Source organism: Saccharopolyspora sp. NPDC045839, from assembly GCF_056431645.1.
In genome coordinates, this window is sequence record NZ_JBWKKH010000043.1 from 26071 (window position 1) to 48070 (window position 22000).

Here is a 22000-nt window from a genome sequence, read left to right on the forward strand (position 1 = left end):
TTCGGTCCGGCCGGAAAGAGGGTGTGAGGTGGGTTCTCGGAGCAAGGCACGCAAGCGTGCCGTGGACTTCCTCTACGAGGCCGATCAGCGCGGCATCGACGCGGTGACCCTGCTCGCCGAGCGCGTCGGCTCGCCGGAGGTTCCGCCGGTCGGCGACTACACGATCGCCCTGGTCGAGGGCGTGACGGCGAACCGCGAGCGGATCGACGAGGTGCTCACGCAGCACGCCGAGGGCTGGTCGCTGGGGCGGATGCCCGCGGTCGACCGCTCGGTGCTGCGGCTGGGCCTGTACGAGCTGCTGTGGAGCGACGACGTGCCGCCGGCGGTGGCCATCGACGAGGCCGTGGAGCTGGTCAAGGCGCTGTCCACGGACGACTCGCCGCGCTTCGTCAACGGCGTGCTGGGCCGCATCGCGGGCATCGGCGACCGGCTCCGCAAGTCGGTCCGCCCGGAGCAGACCGCGGCGGAGTAGCCCGAACGAGTTACAGATGAGGGGCACCCCCGGCCGGGAGACCGGCCAGGGGTGCCCCTCATCGCTTCGTACTCCCCCGAACGGGTGACAGGGGTTCCGCAATTTCAATGGAAATCAGAGCTCTGATTTCCATTGAAATTGCGGACCTCTGCGGGACGGGGGTGGGGTGTGGCCGGTTGACCGGGGAAAACGAAGGGGCACCCGTTGCGGCCGTTGGTCGCGGTGGGTGCCCCGTCACGTGCCCGGCCCACTCGAACAGGTGGGCCGGGTGTCGTGTCACTCCTCCCGGGCTGGGCGGGCCTCCGGGGGAAGCACGCCCCAGTCGATGAGCTGCTCGGTGAGCTCGCCTGGCGTCATGTCGTAGATGATGGCCAGGGATCGCAGGTCCTCGGTGCGGATGGACAGCACCTTGCCGTTGTAGTCACCGCGCTGGCTCTGGATGGTGGCCGCGTAGCGGGCCAGCGGGCCCACCTTCTCCGCAGGCAGCTGCTGCAGCCGCTCCAGGTTGATCACAACTTTGGTGGCAGGTTCGGCGCCGGAAGGCACCCGACCTTCGGGAAGCAGTTCCGCGACCGGAACACCGTAGAAGTCGGCCAGTTCGGCCAGCTTCTGCACGGTCACCGCACGGTCGCCTCGCTCATAGGACCCGACGACCACGGCCTTCCACCGCCCGCCAGACTTCTGCTCGACGCCGTGCAGCGACAGACCCTGCTGCTGGCGGATAGCGCGGAGCTTGCTGCCCAGCGCCTTGGCGTAGTCGCCCATGTGGCGTTTCTCCGTTCGTTCGCCCCGTTAGCCGATAACGGCGACCGGGGAGCAAAGCTCAGATCGATACGGAGAGTAATGTTCGCTCGCCAGCGTCACCAGGTCAAGTTGGTCTTTGCTGGCAATGCGGCGAACACCACCACACCACCCGGACGATTGACCTCGCAGCGCTGATAGCGTACAAGGCAGCCCGGCGGTCGGCAGTGGTTTCCGACCCGGAGACTGCGGGGCAGCTCACACACCATCCTTTAAGGACCCGTCCCGTGAGGCGGGGAAGGAGGTCGCACCGTGGCGTCACGCCAACCGGCGGACGCGACGGATCCGGTCGGGCAGCGGGAGCTGCTTTCGGCCGGTGACGTTGCGCGCACGATAGCCCGGATCGCCCACCAGATCATCGAGAAGACCGCGCTGGACACCGGAAGCAGCGACGTGGTGCTGCTGGGCATCCCGACGAGGGGAACCTCACTGGCCCAGCGGCTGGCCGCGAAGATCAGCGAGTTCAGCGGCGTGACGGTGCCCACCGGCATCCTCGACATCACGCTCTACCGCGACGACCTGCGGCACCGCCCGAACCGTCCGCTGGAGCCCACCAGCCTGCCCGCGCAGGGCATCGACAACGCGCTGATCGTGCTCGTCGACGACGTGCTGTTCTCCGGCCGGACCGTGCGGGCCGCCCTCGACGCCCTGCGCGACCAGGGCCGGCCGCGGGCGGTGCAGCTGGCGGTGCTGGTCGACCGCGGGCACCGCGAGCTGCCGATCCGCGCCGACTACGTCGGCAAGAACGTCCCCACCTCGCGCTCCGAGGGCGTCGCGGTCCAGCTCGCCGAGACCGACGGCACCGACCGAGTCGTGCTGCGCCGCCCGGACGCCACGCAGGACGAGGAGGTCAGGTGATGCGCCACCTGCTGTCCACCGAAGGTCTGGACGCCGCCACCGCGACGAGCGTGCTCGACACCGCCGACACCCTGAAGCAGACGCTGCTGGGGCGCGAGATCAAGAAGCTGCCGACGCTGCGCGGCCGGACCGTGGTGACCCTGTTCTACGAGAACTCCACGCGCACCCGGGTGTCCTTCGAGGTCGCCGGGAAGTGGATGAGCGCCGACGTGATCAACGTCTCGGCCAGCAGTTCTTCGGTGAACAAGGGCGAATCGCTGCGCGACACCGCGCTGACGCTGGCCGCCGCCGGGGCGGACTGCGTGATCGTCCGGCACCCCGCCTCGGGCGCGGCGCAACGGCTGGCCGGCTGGCTGGACGAGGTCGGTACCCAGGTCGTCAACGCCGGCGACGGCATGCACGAGCACCCCACCCAGGCGCTGCTGGACGCCGCGACGCTGCGGGAGCGGCTGGGCGAGCTGGCCGGGCGCCGCATCGCCATCGTCGGCGACCTGCTGCACAGCCGGGTGGCGCGCTCGAACGTGCACCTGCTGCGCACCCTCGGCGCCGAGGTGGTGCTGGTCGCGCCGCCGACGCTGGTGCCCGCCGGAGCGCAGCAGTGGGGCGCGGAGGTGCGCCACGAGCTGGACCCGGAGCTGCCGAAGCTGGACGCGGTGATGATGCTGCGGGTCCAGGCCGAGCGGATGCACGGCGGTTTCTTCCCGTCGGCGCGCGAGTACTCGATCACCTACGGCCTCAACGAGGCGCGGCTGGGCAGGCTGCCCGAGCACGCGGTGGTCCTGCACCCCGGCCCGATGCTGCGCGGCATGGAGATCGCGCCGGCCGTGGCCGATTCGCCGCGCGCCGCCATCACCCAGCAGGTCAGCAATGGCGTGCACGTGCGGATGGCGGTGCTCTACCACCTGCTCGCCGGAGAGGAGCTCGCGGCATGAGCAACGCTGTGTCAACTCGAGTCCTCCTCAACCGCACCTCAGGGGAACGTGAAGCAAACCAGCCACAAGAAACCGCGAAACGCGAGATTGAGCGGAACGCAACCACCACTGAAAATCGCGGAGAGGCGGAACTGTGAGCGGTACTTCCATGAGCCGGGTGTTGTTGAAGGAAGTCCGCCCTTACGGCGAGGGTGAGCCGGTGGACGTGCTGATCGACGGCGAGGTCATCGCCGAGATCGGCGCGGATCTCGACACCGATGCTGACGAGATCATTCAGGCCGGCGGGGCCGTGGCGCTGCCGGGCTTCGTGGACCTGCACACGCACCTGCGGGAGCCGGGCCGGGAGGACGCCGAAACCGTCGAGACCGGTTCGATGGCCGCCGCGCTCGGCGGCTACACCGCGGTCTTCGCGATGGCCAACACCGATCCGGTCGCCGACAACGCGGTGATCGTCGAGCACGTGTGGCGGCGCGGCCGCGAGGTCGGCCTGGTCGACGTGCACCCGGTGGGCGCGGTGACGGTGGGGCTCAAGGGCGAGAAGCTCGCCGAGCTGGGCACCATGCGCCGCAGCGTCGCCGAGGTCCGGGTGTTCTCGGACGACGGCCACTGCGTGCACGACCCGCTGATCATGCGCCGTGCGCTGGAGTACACGAAGTCCTTCGGCGGCGTTGTCGCGCAGCACGCCGAGGAGCCGCGGCTGACCGCGGGCGCGCAGGCGCACGAGGGTGCGAACGCCGCCCGGCTGGGCCTGGCCGGCTGGCCCGCGCCGGCGGAGGAAGCGATCGTGGCGCGCGACTGCCTGCTCGCCGGGCACACCGGCGGCACGCTGCACATCTGCCACGTCTCCACCGAAGGCACCGCCGAGATCCTGCGCTGGTGGAAGTCCCGCGAGGTGAACGGGCGCGTGTCGGCCGAGGTCACGCCGCACCACCTGCTGCTGACCGACGACCGGCTGGAGACCTACGACCCGATCAACAAGGTCAACCCGCCACTGCGCACCGATGCCGACGTGCTGGCGCTGCGCCAGGCGCTGGCCGACGGCACCGTGGACTGCGTGGCCACCGACCACGCCCCGCACGCCGCGCAGGACAAGGACTGCGAGTGGTCCGCGGCGAAGCCGGGCATGCTCGGCCTGCAGACCGCGCTCGGCATCGTCGTGCAGACGATGGTGCGCTCCGGGCTGCTGGACTGGCGCGGCGTGGCGCGGGTGATGAGCGAGCGGCCCGCCGAGATCGCCGGGCTGACGAACCAGGGCCGCCCGGTCGCCGCGGGCGAACCGGCGAACCTGGTGCTGGTCGACCCCGACACCGAGTGGACGGTGCGCGCCGCGGAGCTCGCCAGCCTCGGCGAGAACTCGCCGTTCGAGGGCATGCGGCTGCCCGGCCGCGTGGTCGCGACGCTGCTGCGCGGCCGGATCACCGCGCACGAGGGCAAGGTGACGCGCTGATGGAACGCTTCCTGTGGGTGCTGGGGATGGCCGCGGTGGTCGCCCTGCTGTTCTTCGGCATGTGGCGGGGCTGGGCCGGCCGGGCGCGCCGCCAGGCCGCCGAGCTGCCGGACTTCCCGGCGCCGCCTGCCGAGCCGGGCGAGGAGCTGCTGCCCGCCGCGACCGGCATGTACGTCGGCACCACGAAGGCGACCGACTGGCAGGACCGCATCGCGGTCGGCGACATCGGGCACCGCGCCAACGGCACCGCGCACCTGCACGCCGCGGGCCTGCTGCTGCGACGAACCGGGGCCAGCGACGTGTGGATCCCCGCGGAGTCCATCGTGGACAGCCGCCTGGACCACAAGCTGGCCAACAAGGTGGTGCCCGGTGCCGGCCTGGTCGTGGTGACCTGGCGGCTGGGCGAGCAGCTGCTGGACACCGGGTTCCGCGGCGACGACAAGACAACGCAGACCGAGTGGGTCGAGGCGGTCCGGGCACTGGCGCCCGCTGACGAGGTCGCGAGTGAGCAGTCGGGCTCCAGCCCGGTTGCGCACACACGACGTGAACGCGACCACCTACCCGAATCGACCCGCGGCTCCGCTGAGCCGCGGCAGGAGGAGAAATGACCGCGCACACCCCGGCCGCACTGGTGTTGGAGGACGGCCGGATCTTCCGCGGGGAGGCCTACGGCAAGGTGGGCCGCACCCTGGGTGAGGTCGTGTTCACCACCGGCATGACCGGCTACCAGGAGACCCTGACCGATCCCTCGTACCACCGCCAGATCGTGGTGCAGACCGCGCCGCAGATCGGCAACACCGGCTGGAACGACGAGGACGACGAGTCGAAGCAGATCTGGGTCGCCGGCTACGCCGTCCGCGATCCCGCCCGCATCCCGTCGAACTGGCGCTCCCGCCGGTCGCTGGTCGAGGAGCTGGCGCGGCAGGACATCGTCGGCATCGCAGGCATCGACACCCGCACCCTGACCCGCCACGTCCGCGAGCTGGGCGCGATGCGCGGCGGCATCTTCTCCGGGCCGGAACTCGGCTCCGACGACGAGATGGTCGCCGCGGTCAAGGCGAGCGCCGAGATGGTCGGCGCCTCGCTGGCGGGCGACGTGACCACCGCCGAGCCCTACGTCGTGCCCGCCATCGGCGAGAAGCGGTTCACCGTGGCCGCGCTCGACCTGGGCATCAAGTCCAACACGCCGCGGATGATGGCCGAGCGCGGCATCGAGGTCCACGTGCTGCCGCTGGCGTCCACGCTGGACGAGGTGCTGTCGGTCAAGCCGGACGGGCTGTTCCTGTCCAACGGCCCCGGCGACCCGGCCACCACCGACCAGCAGGTCGAGCTGACCCGCCAGGCCCTGGACCGCAAGCTGCCGCTGTTCGGCATCTGCTTCGGCAACCAGATCCTCGGCCGCGCGCTCGGCCGCGGCACCTACAAGCTGCGCTACGGGCACCGGGGCATCAACATCCCGGTGATCGACGTCGAGACCGGCCAGGTCGCGATCACCGCGCAGAACCACGGCTTCGCCGTCGAGGGCGAGCCGGGCGAGCGGTTCGACACCGACTTCGGCCGCGCGATGGTCAGCCACCACTGCGCGAACGACGGTGCGGTCGAGGGGCTCCGGCTGCTCGACGGCCCGGCGTTCAGCGTCCAGTACCACCCCGAAGCGGCGGCGGGCCCGCACGACGCCGCGCCGCTGTTCGACAAGTTCGTTGATCTGATGACGGAGACTCGCTGATGCCCAAGCGAACTGATATCAAGCACGTACTCGTCATCGGTTCCGGGCCGATCGTGATCGGCCAGGCGTGCGAGTTCGACTACTCCGGTACGCAGGCGTGCCGGGTGCTGCGCGAAGAGGGCATCCGCGTCTCGCTGGTGAACTCGAACCCGGCGACGATCATGACGGACCCGGAGTTCGCCGATGCGACCTACATCGAGCCGATCACCCCGGAGTTCGTGGAGAAGGTGATCGAGGCCGAGCGGCCGGACGCGATCCTGGCCACCCTCGGCGGGCAGACCGCGCTGAACACGGCGGTCGCGCTGCACGAGCGCGGGACGCTGGAGAAGTACGGCGTGGAGCTGATCGGCGCCGACTTCGAGGCGATCCAGCGCGGCGAGGACCGGCAGCGGTTCAAGGACATCGTGCGCGCCATCGGCGGCGAGGTGCCGGAGTCGGCGGTGTGCAAGTCGATGGAGGACGTGCGGGCGTTCGTCGCCGAGCGCGGCCTGCCGGTGGTGATCCGGCCCAGCTTCACCATGGGCGGCCTGGGTTCGGGCATGGCGCACACCGAGGAAGACCTGGAGCGGATGGCCTCCTTCGGGCTGGCCGAGTCGCCGGTGCACGAGGTGCTGATCGAGGAGAGCGTCCTCGGTTGGAAGGAGTACGAGCTCGAGCTGATGCGCGACCACGCCGACAACGTGGTGGTCATCTGCTCGATCGAGAACATCGACGCGATGGGCGTGCACACCGGTGACTCGGTGACCGTGGCGCCGTCGATGACGCTGACCGACCGCGAGTACCAGCACATGCGCAACGTGGGCATCGCGGTGCTGCGCGAGGTCGGGGTGGACACCGGCGGCTGCAACATCCAGTTCGCCATCCACCCGGACACCGGCCGGATGGTCGTCATCGAGATGAACCCGCGGGTGTCGCGCTCCTCGGCGCTGGCGTCGAAGGCGACGGGCTTCCCGATCGCCAAGATCGCCGCGAAGCTGGCCGTGGGCTACACGCTGGACGAGATCCAGAACGACATCACCGGCGAGACCCCGGCGAGCTTCGAGCCGACGCTGGACTACGTGGTGGTGAAGGTGCCGCGGTTCGCCTTCGAGAAGTTCCCGGGCGCGGACCAGGAGCTGACCACGACGATGAAGAGCGTCGGCGAGGCGATGGCCGTGGGCCGCAGCTTCTCCGAGGCGCTGGGCAAGGCGCTGCGCTCGATGGAGACGAAGGCGGCCGGTTTCTGGACCAAGCCGGACCCGGAGGGCGTGACCGTCGAGTCCACTCTGGACGAACTGCGCACGCCGCACGACGGGCGGCTGTACACGGTGGAGCGCGCGCTGCGGCTGGGCGCTTCGGTGGAGCAGGTGCACGAGGCCTCGGGCATCGACCCGTGGTTCGTCGACCAGATCGCGGCATGGGTCGAACTGCGCGGCGAGCTGGTCGGGGCGCCGGTGCTGGACGCGGCGCTGCTGCGGCGCGCCAAGCGGGCCGGGCTGTCGGACCGGCAGATCGCCGCGCTGCGGCCGGAACTGGCCGGTGAGGACGGCGTTCGCACGCTGCGGCACCGGTTGGGCGTGCGGCCGGTGTACAAGACGGTCGACACCTGCGCGGCGGAGTTCGCGGCCCGGACGCCGTACCACTACTCGGCCTACGAGTCCGACCCGGCGGCCGAGTCGGAGGTCACCGAGCAGCGCGAGCGGCCGAAGGTGATCATCCTCGGCTCGGGTCCGAACCGCATCGGCCAGGGCATCGAGTTCGACTACTCCTGCGTGCACGCCGCGATGGCGCTGCGCGAGGCCGGGTACGAGACCGTGATGGTCAACTGCAACCCGGAGACGGTCTCCACCGACTACGACACCTCGGACCGGCTGTACTTCGAGCCGCTGACCTTCGAGGACGTCCTGGAGGTCGTGCACTCCGAACAGCAGTCCGGCACCGTGGCGGGCGTGATCGTGCAGCTCGGCGGCCAGACCCCGCTGGGCCTGGCGAAGCGGCTGGCCGACGCCGGGGTGCCGATCGTGGGCACGCCGCCGGAGGCGATCCACCTGGCCGAGGACCGCGGCGCGTTCGGCGACGTGCTCGCCGGGGCGGGCCTGCCCGCGCCGAAGTACGGCACCGCGACGTCGTTCGAGGGCGCCAAGCGGATCGCCGACGAGATCGGCTACCCGGTGCTGGTGCGGCCGTCCTACGTGCTCGGCGGCCGGGGCATGGAGATCGTCTACGACGAGGCTTCGCTGGAGAACTACATCGCCCGCGCCACCGAGGTCACCCCGGAACACCCGGTGCTGGTGGACAACTTCCTCGACGACGCGATCGAGATCGACGTGGACGCGCTCTGCGACGGCACCGACGTCTACCTCGCCGGCGTGATGGAGCACATCGAGGAGGCCGGCATCCACTCCGGCGACTCGGCGTGCGCGCTGCCGCCGATCACGTTGGGGCGCCAGGACATCGAGCAGGTGCGGAGGTCCACTGAGGCCATTGCGCAGGGCATCGGCGTGCACGGCCTGCTGAACGTGCAGTACGCGCTCAAGGACGACGTGCTGTACGTGCTGGAGGCCAACCCGCGCGCCTCGCGGACGGTGCCGTTCGTGTCGAAGGCGACCGCCGCGCCGCTGGCCAAGGCGGCGGCCCGGATCATGCTCGGCGCCAAGATCGCGGACCTGCGCGCGGAGGGCATCCTGCCCGCGGAGGGCGACGGCGCGGACCTGCCGGCCGACGCGCCGGTCGCGGTGAAGGAAGCCGTGCTGCCGTTCCACCGGTTCCGCACCCGCGAGGGCGTCGGCGTGGATTCGCTGCTCGGGCCGGAGATGAAGTCCACCGGCGAGGTGATGGGCATCGACGTCTCCTTCGGGCAGGCCTTCGCCAAGTCGCAGGCCGGCGCGTACGGCTCGCTGCCCACCTCGGGCCGGGTGTTCGTGTCGGTGGCGAACAAGGACAAGCGGTCCCTGGTGTTCCCGGTCAAGCGGCTGGCGGACCTGGGCTTCGAGATCCTGGCCACCAGCGGCACCGCGGAGGTGTTGCGCCGTAACGGAATCCCGTCCACGGTGGTGCGCAAGCACATTGAGAAGAACGGCGATGGGCGCGACATCGTCGAGCTGGTCAAGGCCGGCGAGGTCGACATGGTGATCAACACCCCGTACGGCAACCCGGGCCCGCGCGTGGACGGCTACGAGATCCGCACCGCGGCGGTCTCCCGCGACATCCCGTGCATCACGACGGTGCAGGGCGCGGCGGCGGCGGTGCAGGGCATCGAGGCCGCCATCCAGGGCAACATCGGAGTCCGGCCCCTGCAGGCACTGCAGGCGGCCCTGCGGCAAGGCGGTGAGCAGCGATGACCGATCCGCTGCGGGCGAGCTTCGGGCAGCGGCTGACGGATTCGGTGCGGGCGCGCGGCGCGCTGTGCGTCGGCATCGACCCGCACCCGTCGCTGCTGCACGCCTGGGACCTCGACGAGAACCCGCAGTCGCTGGAGCGGTTCGCGATGACCGCGGTGGAGGCGCTGGCCGGTGAGGTCGCGGTGCTCAAGCCGCAGTCGGCGTTCTTCGAGGTGTACGGCTCGGCCGGGATCGCGGTGCTGGAGAAGACGATCCGGGAGGCGCAGCAGGCCGGTGCGCTGGTGCTGCTGGACATCAAGCGCGGCGACATCGGTTCCACGATGACGGCGTACGCGATGGCCTACCTGGACGAGCACGCGCCGCTGGCGGCCGATGCGATCACGGTGTCGCCGTACCTCGGCTACGGCTCGCTGGCCCCGGCCATCGGCATCGCGGAGCAGACGGGACGCGGGGTGTTCGTGCTGGCGCGGACCTCCAACCCGGAAGGCGCGGGCCTGCAGCAGTCGATCCACGGCAGCGGCGACTCGGTCGCCCAGTACATCGTGGACTCGGCGGCGGAGACCAACGCGGGGGCGGAGCCGATGGGGCACGTGGGGGTGGTGGCGGGAGCCACGATCCGCCCGGAGGAGCTGGACTTCTCCCGCCTCAACGGCCCCATCCTGGCCCCGGGCCTGGGCGCCCAGGGCGCGACGGTGCAGGGCCTGCGGGCGGTGTTCGGGAAGGCGTTGCCGAACGTCCTCCCGGCGACGGCCCGCGACGTCCTCCGCCACGGCCCGACGGTCGACGGCCTCCGCTCGACGGCCCGCAGGATCCGCGACGAGGTGACCGAACTCCTCCAGGGCTGATTCGCCGAGCGAGGGGTGTCCCGGGCAGGGGACACCCCTCGCTTTCTTTGGTTCTGGTACGAAGTCCGCGTGCATCCGAATGGCGCTGTTGCGCAGAAGAAGCCGCCTCGCGTGCTGCGGTGGATCGTCGTCCTGGTGCTGGTCTGGCTGGTCACCGGCGGCTACTTCCTGGTTTCCACCACCGCCGCGATCTGGTCCGGGACGGTCGGCCAGGGCCAGGCCACGGCCGATCCGGTCGCGCGCGTGGAACTCGATCGGGGGCAGCCGTTCGGGCTCGCCGCCCACCGGGACGAGCACGTGAAGTGCCAGGTGGTCCCGGAGGCAGGCGAGGCGCGCGAGTTCGTCCCCGACCGCCCCGCGAACAGCCTCCGCAGCGCGCGGCTGCCGGGGCCGGAACCGGCGTGGTTCTCCGGCGCCGCCGAGGTCCGCTGCACGGGGCCGACGTCGGTGGTCCTGCCGGAGCGCTACGACGAGACCGGGCAGTACGTCCTGATGGGGCTGATGGCCGCGTCCAGCCTGATGATCGTGGTGGTCCTCGTGCAAATCGCGCGGCGTGTCCGCTTCGGCAACAGGCTGCACGCCCGCGGCTGATTTGCTCGCGGGAACGGATCTTCGAACGACACGAGGGGCCGTGGCCGGTCGGATAGTCTCGGCCCCAACGGATCGGAAGTTAAAGGGGACAGACGGTGAGCAGCGCGTCTGAGCGCATCCAGGAAATGATGCGCAAGTTCGAGGAGCAGGCGCAGAAGGCGTCGGAGCTGCAGTCCAAGATGCAGGACATGCAGGGCACGGCGAGCAGCCAGGACCGGTCGGTGACGGTGACCGTGGCGCCGTCGGGAGCGGTGCTGGACCTGCGCCTGGCGCCGAACGCGGTGCGCCAGTCCGCCACCGAACTGCAGCAGCAGATCATGGCCACCATCCGCCAGGCGACGGCGATGGCGGCGGAGCAGATGAACGAAGCGGTGGCGCCGATCCTCGGCGACCAGTTCGACAAGTTCCAGGAGGCGTTCAACGTCGAAGGCGTGGCGATCAAGCCGACCGCCGTGGACGAGACGCCCGAGCAGGGCAGCCCCACGCCCACGCCGCCGCCCGCCCCGAACCGCCCGCCGTCGGCGGGTCCGGCAACGCCGCAGCAGCCGCCGCGGCGGAGCGCCGACTACGACGATGACGACTTCTCCTCGGGCTCCTTCCTGCGCTGACGAGGTGCCGCCTCGACGCTGGGCACGCCGACCGGTTGCGGTTGGCGTCCTTGCTTTGTTCTGCGCGCGTTGAGGTTTCGCGGTTTCGCTCGGCCGGGCCTCTGTTCCTCTTGCCGGGCGGGCGCGGGTTCCGGAGTTCGGCCTCGGCGAAATGGTGAGCGACGCCACGTGGGCGGTGTCAATGCGAGCGCCGCGGACAATGGCCGGCCGCTCTGGGAGCGAAACCGGGAGGAAGGCGGAATTCGTCGCAATCCCGGCGTTTTCGGCTGTTTCTCCGGGGACTTCGTCGTCAAGGGTGGGAGTCGGGTTCGCCCGGAATGACTTGGTGGACGGTTTCGCCTCTGAACTGGGGATGATGTGGTGCGGCCCGGTCTTGCCGGTGGGCGACGGGCTTAGAATGCGAGGCGTGATCGCGGGTTGCAGATGGCCGGTTTTTGTCCGTTTTGCGCTGCCGCTTCCCGTCTCGCGGGGATCAAAAAGAACATCGAAGACGAAACGACCACAACTGCGGGAATGGCGGAACTGTTCGCCTTTCATCGGGAACCATCTGCTGGTGCCGCAACGTCCGAGTGATCACCGCAGCGGAATTCCGATGATGACTCCTCTGCGGGCTCGTTTCTTCGCTGAGGGGGTGCTGTCTTGACTGATTTGAAGATGACGCCGGGCACGTTGACCGGCCACGGCCAGGGGTGCGAGAGCCTGGCCGACAAGTTCGGCCAGCTCGCCGACCTGCTCCACCAGGCCAAGGTCGACGACGAGTGCTTCGGTCCCATCGGCGACGCCGTGGGCCTGAGCAGCAAGTACTTCGAAAGCCTGGACTCCTGCAAGGACCTGGCGTCCAAGGCGCAGGAATTCCTGCAGCACATGAAGGAATCGCTGGACGAGACGGTCAAGGACTACGCGGAGACCGAGCAGCAGATCTCGGAGATGCTGAAGAAGGCCGGAGAGGGGCTGGGCGGATGAGCGCGCCGCAGGGACCGGGGGACCTCCAGAGCCTCAACAAGGGCGACGGAGACTCGAAGAACTGGTTCGAGCAGGCCGCGGGCCGCGGCTCGTCGTTGGTGTCAGCCGGCCAGGACCTCGCCGACGCGTCTTCGCCGCCGGAGTGGGGCGTGGCCACCGTGTCCGCGCGGGCGGAGGTGCTGCAGAGCCTGGCGAGCCCCGGCCAAGCGCTGATGGACAACGGCCTGGGCTTCCTCGTCTCGATCGTGCTCAGCCCGTTGATCGAGCTGGCCGAGTTCGCCATCGGTGACCCCGAGCAGATGCGCGCCACAGGCGAGGGCTGGGAGAACGTCGCGAAGTGGCTCGACCAGGTCGCCGAGCAGGAGCCGCAGCGGGCGCAGGGCACGGCGGAGACCTGGGTCGGCAAGGACGGCGACGCCTTCCGCAAGCAGATGACGGAATTCGGCGACGGCACGAAGGCCCTGGCCGCGGACGTCCGCGACCTCAAGGGCACGCTGGACATGATCGCGGACATCTTCGACATGTTCGTCGAATTCTTCATCTCCGTCGTCACCGAGCTGATCATCGGCCTGATCGTGCAGTGGCTGGCGGCGTTGGCGGCTTCCTGGATCACCGCCGGTGCCTCGGTCGGCGCGGCCAGCGCCGGAACGGCTGCGCAGGTCGCCGGCCAGGGCGCTCGGGTCGGTGGCCGGATCGCCCAGATCCAGGGCAAGCTCTACAAGCTCTTCCAGAAGCTGGAAGAGCTGCTGCAGAAGGTGCGAGAGGTCGGCAAGCTCCGCAAGGTCATCGACAAGATGAACGAGCTGCGCAACGGTGGGAAGGTTTCCCAGTTCGTGGCGCGGAAGCTTGACTCGAACCCCTTGTTCAACACCCTCACGAGGGCTGACGGGAGCACGTTCGCCACTACCACGGGCAACCGGTTCATGCAGGGTGTGACCGGATCCGAGGCGCTGGCGGGCAACCTTTCCCAGCGGTTCCTGACCAGTACGCTCGGCGGGTCGACGCGGTTGACCGGAGCGATCTTCAAGGAAGGTGCCGCGACGGCAACGGACGCGGCGATCGAGCAGGGCGCCGAGTACGCCTACGGCAAGGGTGAGGATCAGGTCACCGGGCAGATGAACGAACAAGAGCGGAAATCGGCGCAGGAGAAGGGCTTCTCGTGATCGAAGTTCTGGCGGCTCGCCAGCAGTGGTGCCGGCCGGGGGAGCCCATCCTGTGGTGCCTCCGGTCGCAGCACAGCTACCTCTTCGACGTCGAGGGGCTCGACGAGAAGGGGAAGCCGAAGAAGGGGTGGGGCGCGCGCGCCGCCCTCGGCATCGGCGACGCCGCCGGAGGCGTCCTGGGCGGGGTCTTCGATGCGGTCACCGGTGGGGACACCGACTCCGACTTGAAGACCTGGCCTGCAGGCGTCGTGTTCGGTCCGGCCCCGAACTGCATGGCGGTCGCGGAGCTGTCCCGCATTCCCGCCGAGGCGGTGCACGGCTTCTGGGTGTTGACCTCGCACCGGTTGTCCTGGCTGACCTTCCAGGAAGTCGCTGAGGAGGCCGCGGAAGCCGAGGAGTCGAGAGGTGTCCTCGGCGGTGCGCTCAAGTTCGGGAAGGGCGCGATGAAGCTCGCCCGCGACGTCCGGGACATCGTCGCGTCGAAGCCCGAGTACGAGCCCGGGGTCGCCGTCCCGGTGCCGGCGGCCGGCGCGCACTTGGAGATCCAACGGCCTGCGATCGCCGACGTCAGCGCGTACCAGCGCAAACTCGGCCGCGGTTACACCTCGAACAAGGCCTGGTACCTGCGCGTGCAGTTCACGGACGGCTCGGGGATCGAGATCAGCCCGTCGCGCGATGAGAAGCCCGCGCAGCGGCTGGCGGCGATGTCCCACGGAAGAATCTGACGAGGGCCAGCGATGAGGGATCGGTCCAAAGTTCTAAGCCTGCTCACCGACGGCTGGTGCGCGCCCGGCGAGCAGCTCATCTTCCTCGTGGGAGGCGAGCACAAGCCGGGTTGGTTCGGCGCCACGCTCGGCAACACCCGGCAGGTTCCGTACCTTCCGCAGCAGGACGACGGCTTGCAGCCGCCGTGGCCGCTGGTGAACGCCCGTCTGTCGGCGGGGGAGTTCATGGCGGACGAGTGGGTGCACGACCCGGCCGTGTGGGGCTGGTTCCACACCGACAACCCAGGGCGAGCGGCCGCGCAATGCGGGGACGCGCTGAGCCGCGGGAAGCACTTCTCCTGGTTGGCGTGCAGCAACCGCCGGCTTGCGGTGATCGTGGAGGCGGATGCGCGCGCCGATGCGCTGAAGGCCGCTGAAAAGCAGAAACCATCGGAGGGCGAGGAGTCTTCCGGGCTGCTGGGTGGCTTGTTCGGCAAGGGCAAGGCGAAGGGCGAGGATGATCAGCCGCGGGCGCCGCAGCAGCCGGCCGGCCCGATCGAAACCTGGTGGGAGATCCCGATCCCGCACGTCGGCCGGTTCACCTCTGCCGAGCGCGGTCGGGGCGGCGAGCCTGTGGAGTTCTTCGGAATCCAGTTCGCGGACAACTCGGTCCTCGAGTTCCGCCTGATCAACGCCCCAGATCTGGTCGAGACCGTGTACCTGAACCTTCGTTGAGGCGTGCCGTGCGCATCGTCAGCTACCTGTTGTCGCTGTTCTTCGCCTTCACCGCGGTGGTCTTCCTGTTCACCTGATCCTGATCGGCCGGGCACTCCAGCCCGAACGGGCGCGGACCGTCGGTCCGTTAGGGTTTTCCCGGTGACCGGCTGTTCGGAGGGTTGATGGGCGACGCACCTCTGCTGGGCGGGCGTTACCGGCTGGGCGCCCGCCTGGGTACCGGCGGGATGGCCGACGTGCACCGGGCCATGGACACCCGGCTGCAGCGCGTCGTCGCCGCCAAGGTCTTCCGCTCCGGTGCCGATGCCACCGGACGGGAGCGGTTCGCCGAGGAGGCGCGGATCCTCGCCGGGCTGAGCCATCCCGGCCTGGTCACCGTGCACGACTTCAGCGCCAGCGAGGACGAGCTCTACCTGATCATGGAGCTGGTCGAGGGCCGGACGCTGGCCGACGCGATCGCCGCGGGCCCGCTGCCGCCGGAGCACGTAGCCGACTTCGGCGGCCAGCTGGCCGACGTGCTGGCGCACGTGCACGACAACGGGATCGTGCACCGCGACGTGAAGCCGTCGAACGTGCTGATCGCAGGCGACGGCAAGGCTTTCCTGGCCGACTTCGGCATTTCCCGGCTGGCCGCCGCGGCCGCGCGGATGACCAGTTCCGGGATCATCGTCGGCACCGCCACCTACATGGCGCCGGAGCAGGTCAGCGGCGGCGAGGTCAGCTACCCGGCCGACGTCTACGCGCTCGGCCTGGTGCTGCTGGAATGCATCACCGGCCGGGTCGAATATCCCGGTGCGGGCGCGGAAAGCGCCGTGGCGAGGCTGGTGCGCGCGCCCGAGGTGCCGGTCGGGATTCCCGCGCACCTGCACCGGGCGCTGATCGCGATGACCGCCGCCGCGCCGGAGCGGCGGCCGACCGCCGAGCAGAGCGCGGACCTGCTCAGCGGCCGGTCGACCGAGGTGATCCCGCGGATTCCGGCCGCCCCGCAACGCCCGCCCGGACCGCCGAACCGGCCGATGACCCAGCATCTCCCGGTCGCCGAGCTGCCGAAGCGGCGGAACCGCCGGCCGCTGCTGGCCGGCGGCGGACTGCTGGTGCTGCTGGTGCTGCTGATCGGGTTCCTCTCGCTGCCGGAAGCGCCCGTCGCGCCGACGCTGCCGCCGGAATCGGGGCCGGCGGGGGTCGCTCGCCTGCCCGATGATCTCGCCAACCTGGAAAGGCTGGTCCGGGAATGAAACGCGCCCTCCTCGCCGCGCTAGCGCTGCTGCTCGCCGGGTGCGGTAGCGCGCCGGAACCGGTCGATCCGCAGGTTCGCCGGCAGCTCGTCGCGCAGGTCGAGGCGGTGAAGACCGCGGCACTGGCCAACGACCGCGCCGCCGCCGAGGCGGCCCTCGGCGAGCTGAACCGCGAAATCGCCACCGCGCAGGCGCAGGGCAAGCTCAACCCGGACAACGCCCGCGTCATCCTCGCCGCGGCGGACCGCGTCGCCGAGGACGTGCGCACCATCCCGCTTCCCGAGCCACCGCCTCCGGTGATCGTGACGGTCACCCCGCAGCCGCCCCCGCCCGCGCCCGACACCGGGCGCGAAGGCGGCAACGAGCGTCGGGAAGAGCGGCAGAAGCGCTGGGAAGAACGGCAGAAGAACTGGGAAAAGCGGCTGGAGAACAACGGTAAGAACGACGACTGACGAGGAAATTCCCGGTTTCCGGCAGGCGGCGAACCGGATGGCGCAGCAATGGTTGTGCCAATTTCGGCTCCTGTGGCAGTGTTCCGCTCGCAGTGCAATCTCGGACTGGAGGCGGACCGTGCGCAAGGGAATCGCGGCCGGCGCGATCGCGACCGGACTTCTGCTGGCGGGCTGCAGCTCCGGCGCGACTCCCGCCGAGCAGCCGCCGAACGGCTCCACCCGCGCCGCGACGGCGAAGTCGCTCGAAGTCGGCGACCCGTGCTCGTTGCTCACCTCGGACCAGGCGAAAACCCTTGGCCTGGACCAAGAACCGAAGCCGGGGGAGAACGCGGGCAAGCCGGGCTGCCAGTACGAGTCGGGCACCTCGGGCGGCCCGGGCTGGGGCGTCTTCGTGGCGGCGGACCGGGAGCGCACGTTCCAGCAGTTCACCGAGGCCCAGCCGCGCGCCCAGAAGCTCGACGTCGGCGGCTACCCGGCGGCGAAGGTCAACGACGCCACGGGCTGCACGTTCGTGGTGGACGTGGCCGACGCGGGATCGCTTCTGGTCAGCGCCCTCGTGCGATCGGGAGCGCCGATCGAGGTCGGCACCAGCTGCGACGCGGCGAAGCGAACGACCGAAGCCGCCCTGCGGACCCTCCCCGCCGCATAGCGCCCGCGCGTCCGGCCGGTGTGCGATTGGTCACTCACCGTCATCCCAGGTCCGGGGCGCTGCCGCCGTCGCCGCCGGGCCTGATCGGTGTCCGGCTGTCGCCCGGGGTGTCGACGCCGTCGCGGCGGCGGCCGGCCGGCCGGAACCTTTGCGGAACTTCCGCGTAGCGGAAGCCGGTGGGAGTTCTTGATCACTTCGCGGATGAGGGGTACTTCACCCCGGTGTGACCTGCGAGGACGCCATCGGAGTGGCTCAACTGTGCGGAAATCGGACACATTCGAAGAGTTTTGGCCGAGATTAGTGCACTTCAGCGGCTTTGTTGGTAGTACTTGCAACGGCCCCGTGCTCGTGCGCGCCTCGTACGAGCGGAACCAGGCGGGTCTGGGCGGCGAACCTGATGAATCCTGCTCACAAAATCGGGGACCCAAGTGGAACCCGGTGGAGCGGACTCGGTACCGTCGCCCGCACCGATCAAGAGAAACCCCACATCACGGAGGACATGGTGGCCCTTCCCCAGCTGACCGAGGAGCAGCGGGCAGCAGCTCTGGAAAAGGCGGCTGCCGCCCGTCGCGCCCGAGCTGAGCTCAAGGAGCGCCTCAAGCGAGGTGGAACCACGCTGGCGGAGGTCCTGGAGACCGCCGACAACGACGAGGTCTTGGGCAAGATGAAGGTCTCCGCCCTGCTCGAAGCCCTTCCCGGCGTTGGCAAGGTCCGCGCTTCGCAGATCATGGAGCGGCTGGAGATCGCCAACAGCCGTCGACTGCGCGGGCTGGGTGAGCGGCAGCGCAAGGCGCTGCTCTCCGAGTTCAGCGGCGAGTGATCGACGCACAAACCGGCGCTGAGCCGAGGACCGTCCGTCAGGGCGAGCCTCGGCTCACCGTCGTTTCCGGGCCCTCCGGCGTCGGCAAGTCCAGCGTGCTCAGCGAGGTGCGCAGGCAGGCCCCGGAGATCTACTTCAGCGTGTCCGCGACCACCCGCGCGCCCCGCGCAGGGGAGGTCGACGGCGAGCACTACCACTTCGTCTCGACCGCGGAGTTCGAGCGGATGATCGCCGCCGGCGAGATGCTCGAACACGCCCGCTACGCGGGAAACCTCTACGGCACCCCGCGCAAACCGGTCGAGGAGGCCCTGGCGGCCGGCCGGGCGGCCGTGCTGGAGATCGAGCTCCAGGGTGCCCGTCAGGTGCGGGTGGCCATGCCGGAGGCGCAGCTGGTGATGCTGCTGCCGCCGTCCTGGGAGGTGCTGGTGGACCGGCTCACCGGTCGCGGCACCGAGCCCGCGGAGGTCGTGGAGCGGCGCTTGGCGACCGCGCGCGAGGAGCTGGCGGCCGAATCGGAGTTCGACGCGTCGGTCGTCAACGCCGATGTGCAGGCCGCTACCAGCGAATTGCTACGATTGATTCTTGGCCGCGAGCAGTGACCTCGCGCGATCCGCGCCGACCCGGCTTCGAGCGGGTTCCCGGCCGGGTCGCCCGCCACGTCACTGCCGCCCCAGCAGACATCCACGAGGAGCAGGAGCCACTCACGTGAGCACCCCCAGCGCGCTGGCTGCGCTCAACAGCAGCCCGTCGACCAACACCGTCGAGGGCATCACCTACCCGCCGATCGACGACCTGCTCGAGCAGGTCAGCTCCAAGTACGCCCTGGTGATCTACTCCGCGAAGCGGGCGCGGCAGATCAACGACTACTACGCGCAGCTCGGCGAGGGCCTGCTGGAGTACGTCGGGCCGCTGGTCGAGCCGGGCCCGCGGGAGAAGCCGCTGTCGATCGCGCTCCGCGAGATCCACGCGGGCGTGCTCGAGCACACCGAAGGCGAGTGACGACGGTCAACAGCGGTGCGGCCGCGCCGCAGGACCGCCCGAGGGTGGTCCTCGGCGTCAGCGGTGGCATCGCCGCGTACAAGGCGTGCGAGGTCCTGCGGCGGCTGACCGAGTCCGGCCACCGCGTCCGGGTCATCCCGACCGAGGCCGCGCTGCGCTTCGTCGGCGCGGCGACCTTCGAGGCGCTGTCCGGGCAGCCGGTCGAGACCGGCGTGTTCGCCGACGTCGAAGAGGTCCCGCACGTGCGGCTCGGCCAGGAGGCCGACCTCGTCGTCGTCGCGCCCGCCACCGCTGACCTGCTGGCCCGTGCGGCGCACGGGCAGGCGAACGACCTGCTGACCTCGACGCTGCTGACCGCGCGGTGCCCGGTGCTGATGGTCCCGGCGATGCACACCGAGATGTGGGAGCACCCGGCGACGCAGGACAACGTGGCGCTGCTGCGCAGCCGCGGCGTGGTGGTCGCCGAGCCCGACAGCGGCCGGCTGACCGGCGCGGACACCGGCAAGGGCCGGTTGCCCGACCCCGCCGAGATCGTCGACCTGGCCCGGCTGCTGCTGGCCGAGCCGCGTGCGCTGCCGCGCGACCTCGAAGGCCGCCGCGTGGTGATCTCCGCCGGTGGCACGCGCGAGCCGCTGGATCCCGTCCGCTACCTCGGCAACCGCTCGTCCGGCCGGCAGGGCTACGCGCTGGCGCGCGTCGCCGCGCACCGCGGCGCGGACGTCACGCTGGTCGCCGCGCACACCGCCGACCTGCCCGATCCGGCCGGGGTCCGGGTGATCCGGGTGGGTACCGCGGAAGAGCTGCGGGCGGTGATGCTGGCCGAATCCGACGGCGCGGACGCCGTCGTGATGGCCGCCGCGGTCGCGGACTTCCGCCCGGTGTCGCAGATCGGGCACAAGATCAAGAAGACCGATCAGGACCCGGAGCCGCTGGCGCTGACCCGCAACCCGGACATCCTGGCCGAGCTCGTCGAGGCGCGGAACGCGGACAAGCTGGCGGCGTCGCTGATCGTCGGCTTCGCCGCCGAGACGGGCGATCCGACCACCAGCGCGCTGGAGCACGGCCGCGCCAAGCTCGCCCGCAAGGGCTGCGACCTGCTGGTGGTCAACACCGTCGGCGACGGGCAGGCCTTCGAGGTCGAGGACAACTCGGGCTGGCTGCTGGGCGGCGACGGCACCGAGCAGCCGATCCCCTTCGGCGCGAAGTCCCGGCTGGCGGCCACATTGTGGGACGCTGTGAACCGGCAGCTGTCCCGGCAGTAGGCTGACCTCGCACGTCAGGCCACTGCGGTGAGTCTTTTCAAGGAATTTCAGGGAGAGTCGTGAGTCAGCAGTCGGACCTGCGCACCGGTCGCAGGTTGTTCACCAGTGAGTCCGTGACCGAAGGCCACCCGGACAAGATCTGCGACGCGATCAGCGACTCGATCCTGGACGCGTTGCTCACCCAGGACCCGCGGTCGCGCGTCGCGGTCGAGACGCTGGTGACCACCGGCCAGGTGCACGTCGCGGGCGAGGTGACCACCGACGCGTACGCGGACATCCCGACCATCGTGCGGGAGAAGATCCTGGAGATCGGCTACGACTCCTCCGCGAAGGGCTTCGACGGCAACTCCTGCGGCGTGAACGTCGCCATCGGCTCGCAGTCGCCGGACATCGCGCAGGGCGTCGACGTCGCGCACGAGTCGCGCGTCGAGGGCGTGATCGACGAGATCGCCAAGCAGGGCGCCGGCGACCAGGGCCTGATGTTCGGCTACGCCTGCGACGACACGCCGGAGTTCATGCCGCTGCCGATCGCGCTGGCGCACCGGCTGTCGCGGCGGCTGACCCGGGTCCGCAAGGACGGGGTGCTGCCGTACCTGCGGCCGGACGGCAAGACGCAGGTGACCATCGAGTACGCCGGTGACCAGCCGGTTCGCCTGGACACCGTGGTGCTGTCCACGCAGCACGCCGCCGACATCGACCTGGACTCGATGCTGGCCGTCGACATCAAGGAGAAGGTGGTCGGCCCGGAGATCGAGGCCCTCGGCATCGACACCTCCGACACGCGCCTGCTGGTGAACCCCACCGGCCGGTTCGTGGTGGGTGGCCCGATGGGCGACGCGGGCCTGACCGGCCGGAAGATCATCGTCGACACCTACGGCGGCATGGCCCGCCACGGCGGCGGCGCCTTCTCCGGCAAGGACCCGTCGAAGGTGGACCGCTCCGCGGCGTACGCGACGCGGTGGGTGGCCAAGAACGCGATCGCCGCGGGCCTGGCCAGCCGCATCGAGGTGCAGGTCGCTTACGCGATCGGCAAGGCCGCGCCGGTGGGCCTGTTCGTCGAGACGTTCGGCACCGAGAACGTCGACCCGGCGCGCATCCAGTCGGCGATCAACGAGGTCTTCGACCTCCGCCCGGCGGCGATCATCCGCGACCTCGACCTGTTGCGGCCGATCTACGCCCAGACGGCGGCCTACGGTCACTTCGGGCGCACCGACATCGACCTGCCCTGGGAGCGCACCGACCGCGCCGAGGCCCTCAAGGCCCTCGCCAACGCCTGATCCCTGGTGGGTGTGCAGTTTCAATTGAAACTGCACACCACGAACGGGTGCCCGTGACGGACCGCAGTTTCCCTTGAAACTGCGGTCCGTCGGCGTGTCGGGGCCCGACACGCCGGTGGCTGTGGACAACTTCCGCAATTT

At 70.2% G+C, this 22000-nt stretch carries 24 protein-coding genes; 23 read left to right on the forward strand and 1 reads right to left on the reverse strand.

All coding sequences use genetic code 11. The annotated features are described in order from the left end of the window. The first annotated feature begins 28 nt into the window (after positions 1–28). The gene (gene nusB, locus AC07EQ_RS38030; RefSeq protein WP_132495523.1) at positions 29–472 is read left to right on the forward strand and encodes a transcription antitermination factor NusB; all 444 of its coding nucleotides are present in this window, start codon (positions 29–31) and stop codon (positions 470–472) included. A 276-nt stretch (positions 473–748) separates the two neighbouring features. Here the strand turns inward: nusB and bldD are convergent, their stop codons facing one another. Further along, positions 749–1237: a transcriptional regulator BldD gene (gene bldD / locus AC07EQ_RS38035; protein ID WP_010311046.1), complete on the reverse strand. Its 489-nt coding sequence runs from the start codon at positions 1235–1237 to the stop codon at positions 749–751. A 288-nt stretch (positions 1238–1525) separates the two neighbouring features. Between bldD and pyrR the strand changes: the two genes are divergently transcribed. The 22 genes from pyrR (at position 1526) to metK (ending at position 21859) form a co-directional block, all read left to right on the forward strand. Further along, the gene (pyrR, locus tag AC07EQ_RS38040) at positions 1526–2131 is read left to right on the forward strand and encodes a bifunctional pyr operon transcriptional regulator/uracil phosphoribosyltransferase PyrR (RefSeq protein WP_478392660.1); all 606 of its coding nucleotides are present in this window, start codon (positions 1526–1528) and stop codon (positions 2129–2131) included. Next, entirely contained in the window at positions 2131–3063 is a 933-nt protein-coding gene (locus AC07EQ_RS38045) for an aspartate carbamoyltransferase catalytic subunit (RefSeq protein ID WP_478392698.1), read from the forward strand. The genes pyrR and AC07EQ_RS38045 overlap by 1 nt, the downstream gene beginning before the upstream one ends. After that, positions 3060–3200, forward strand: coding sequence for a hypothetical protein (locus AC07EQ_RS38050; protein ID WP_478392661.1), 141 nt, complete (start codon positions 3060–3062; stop codon positions 3198–3200). Before AC07EQ_RS38045 ends, AC07EQ_RS38050 begins: the two co-directional genes overlap by 4 nt. An 11-nt stretch (positions 3201–3211) precedes the next feature. Continuing rightward, positions 3212–4510 (forward strand): dihydroorotase, encoded by a 1299-nt coding sequence (locus AC07EQ_RS38055; protein WP_478392699.1) that lies wholly within the window; start codon positions 3212–3214, stop codon positions 4508–4510. Continuing rightward, complete coding sequence (locus tag AC07EQ_RS38060; protein WP_478392662.1) at positions 4510–5118, forward strand: PH-like domain-containing protein; 609 nt, start codon at positions 4510–4512, stop codon at positions 5116–5118. Before AC07EQ_RS38055 ends, AC07EQ_RS38060 begins: the two co-directional genes overlap by 1 nt. Then, positions 5115–6236 carry a glutamine-hydrolyzing carbamoyl-phosphate synthase small subunit gene (gene carA / locus AC07EQ_RS38065; protein WP_478392663.1) on the forward strand — a complete coding sequence of 374 codons (1122 nt, stop codon included), beginning with the start codon at positions 5115–5117 and terminating at the stop codon, positions 6234–6236. The genes AC07EQ_RS38060 and carA overlap by 4 nt, the downstream gene beginning before the upstream one ends. Further along, a complete protein-coding gene (carB, locus tag AC07EQ_RS38070) occupies positions 6236–9556 on the forward strand; it encodes a carbamoyl-phosphate synthase large subunit (protein ID WP_478392664.1) in 3321 nt (1106 codons plus the stop codon). The genes carA and carB overlap by 1 nt, the downstream gene beginning before the upstream one ends. Then, positions 9553–10401, forward strand: a complete 849-nt coding sequence (pyrF, locus tag AC07EQ_RS38075) for an orotidine-5'-phosphate decarboxylase (RefSeq protein WP_478392665.1) — start codon at positions 9553–9555, stop codon at positions 10399–10401. The genes carB and pyrF overlap by 4 nt, the downstream gene beginning before the upstream one ends. A 69-nt stretch (positions 10402–10470) precedes the next feature. Continuing rightward, positions 10471–10992, forward strand: coding sequence for a hypothetical protein (locus tag AC07EQ_RS38080; RefSeq protein WP_478392666.1), 522 nt, complete (start codon positions 10471–10473; stop codon positions 10990–10992). 95 nt (positions 10993–11087) lie between these two features. Beyond that, positions 11088–11600 carry a YbaB/EbfC family nucleoid-associated protein gene (locus tag AC07EQ_RS38085; RefSeq protein WP_478392667.1) on the forward strand — a complete coding sequence of 171 codons (513 nt, stop codon included), beginning with the start codon at positions 11088–11090 and terminating at the stop codon, positions 11598–11600. Between the two features lie 639 nt (positions 11601–12239). Next, positions 12240–12563, forward strand: coding sequence for a hypothetical protein (locus AC07EQ_RS38090; protein ID WP_235884119.1), 324 nt, complete (start codon positions 12240–12242; stop codon positions 12561–12563). Further along, the gene (locus tag AC07EQ_RS38095) at positions 12560–13726 is read left to right on the forward strand and encodes a WXG100 family type VII secretion target (RefSeq protein WP_478392668.1); all 1167 of its coding nucleotides are present in this window, start codon (positions 12560–12562) and stop codon (positions 13724–13726) included. The genes AC07EQ_RS38090 and AC07EQ_RS38095 overlap by 4 nt, the downstream gene beginning before the upstream one ends. Beyond that, complete coding sequence (locus tag AC07EQ_RS38100) at positions 13723–14451, forward strand: hypothetical protein (protein WP_478392669.1); 729 nt, start codon at positions 13723–13725, stop codon at positions 14449–14451. Before AC07EQ_RS38095 ends, AC07EQ_RS38100 begins: the two co-directional genes overlap by 4 nt. Before the next feature lie 12 nt (positions 14452–14463). After that, positions 14464–15165 (forward strand): hypothetical protein, encoded by a 702-nt coding sequence (locus AC07EQ_RS38105; RefSeq protein WP_478392670.1) that lies wholly within the window; start codon positions 14464–14466, stop codon positions 15163–15165. 164 nt (positions 15166–15329) lie between these two features. Beyond that, positions 15330–16400, forward strand: a complete 1071-nt coding sequence (locus AC07EQ_RS38110; RefSeq protein ID WP_478392671.1) for a serine/threonine-protein kinase — start codon at positions 15330–15332, stop codon at positions 16398–16400. Continuing rightward, positions 16397–16852 (forward strand): hypothetical protein, encoded by a 456-nt coding sequence (locus tag AC07EQ_RS38115; RefSeq protein ID WP_478392672.1) that lies wholly within the window; start codon positions 16397–16399, stop codon positions 16850–16852. Before AC07EQ_RS38110 ends, AC07EQ_RS38115 begins: the two co-directional genes overlap by 4 nt. A gap of 118 nt (positions 16853–16970) precedes the next feature. Then, entirely contained in the window at positions 16971–17501 is a 531-nt protein-coding gene (locus tag AC07EQ_RS38120; protein ID WP_478392673.1) for a DUF3558 domain-containing protein, read from the forward strand. Positions 17502–18003: 502 nt separating this feature from the next. After that, positions 18004–18321 (forward strand): integration host factor, actinobacterial type, encoded by a 318-nt coding sequence (mihF, locus tag AC07EQ_RS38125; RefSeq protein WP_029535742.1) that lies wholly within the window; start codon positions 18004–18006, stop codon positions 18319–18321. Further along, the gene (gene gmk / locus AC07EQ_RS38130) at positions 18318–18920 is read left to right on the forward strand and encodes a guanylate kinase (RefSeq protein WP_478392674.1); all 603 of its coding nucleotides are present in this window, start codon (positions 18318–18320) and stop codon (positions 18918–18920) included. Before mihF ends, gmk begins: the two co-directional genes overlap by 4 nt. 106 nt (positions 18921–19026) lie before the next feature. After that, complete coding sequence (gene rpoZ / locus AC07EQ_RS38135; protein ID WP_010310991.1) at positions 19027–19320, forward strand: DNA-directed RNA polymerase subunit omega; 294 nt, start codon at positions 19027–19029, stop codon at positions 19318–19320. Next, on the forward strand, positions 19317–20582 hold the full coding sequence (gene coaBC / locus AC07EQ_RS38140; RefSeq protein ID WP_478392675.1) for a bifunctional phosphopantothenoylcysteine decarboxylase/phosphopantothenate--cysteine ligase CoaBC: 1266 nt from the start codon (positions 19317–19319) through the stop codon (positions 20580–20582). The genes rpoZ and coaBC overlap by 4 nt, the downstream gene beginning before the upstream one ends. Before the next feature lie 95 nt (positions 20583–20677). After that, positions 20678–21859, forward strand: a complete 1182-nt coding sequence (gene metK, locus AC07EQ_RS38145) for a methionine adenosyltransferase (RefSeq protein WP_478392700.1) — start codon at positions 20678–20680, stop codon at positions 21857–21859. Positions 21860–22000: the final 141 nt, after the last annotated feature.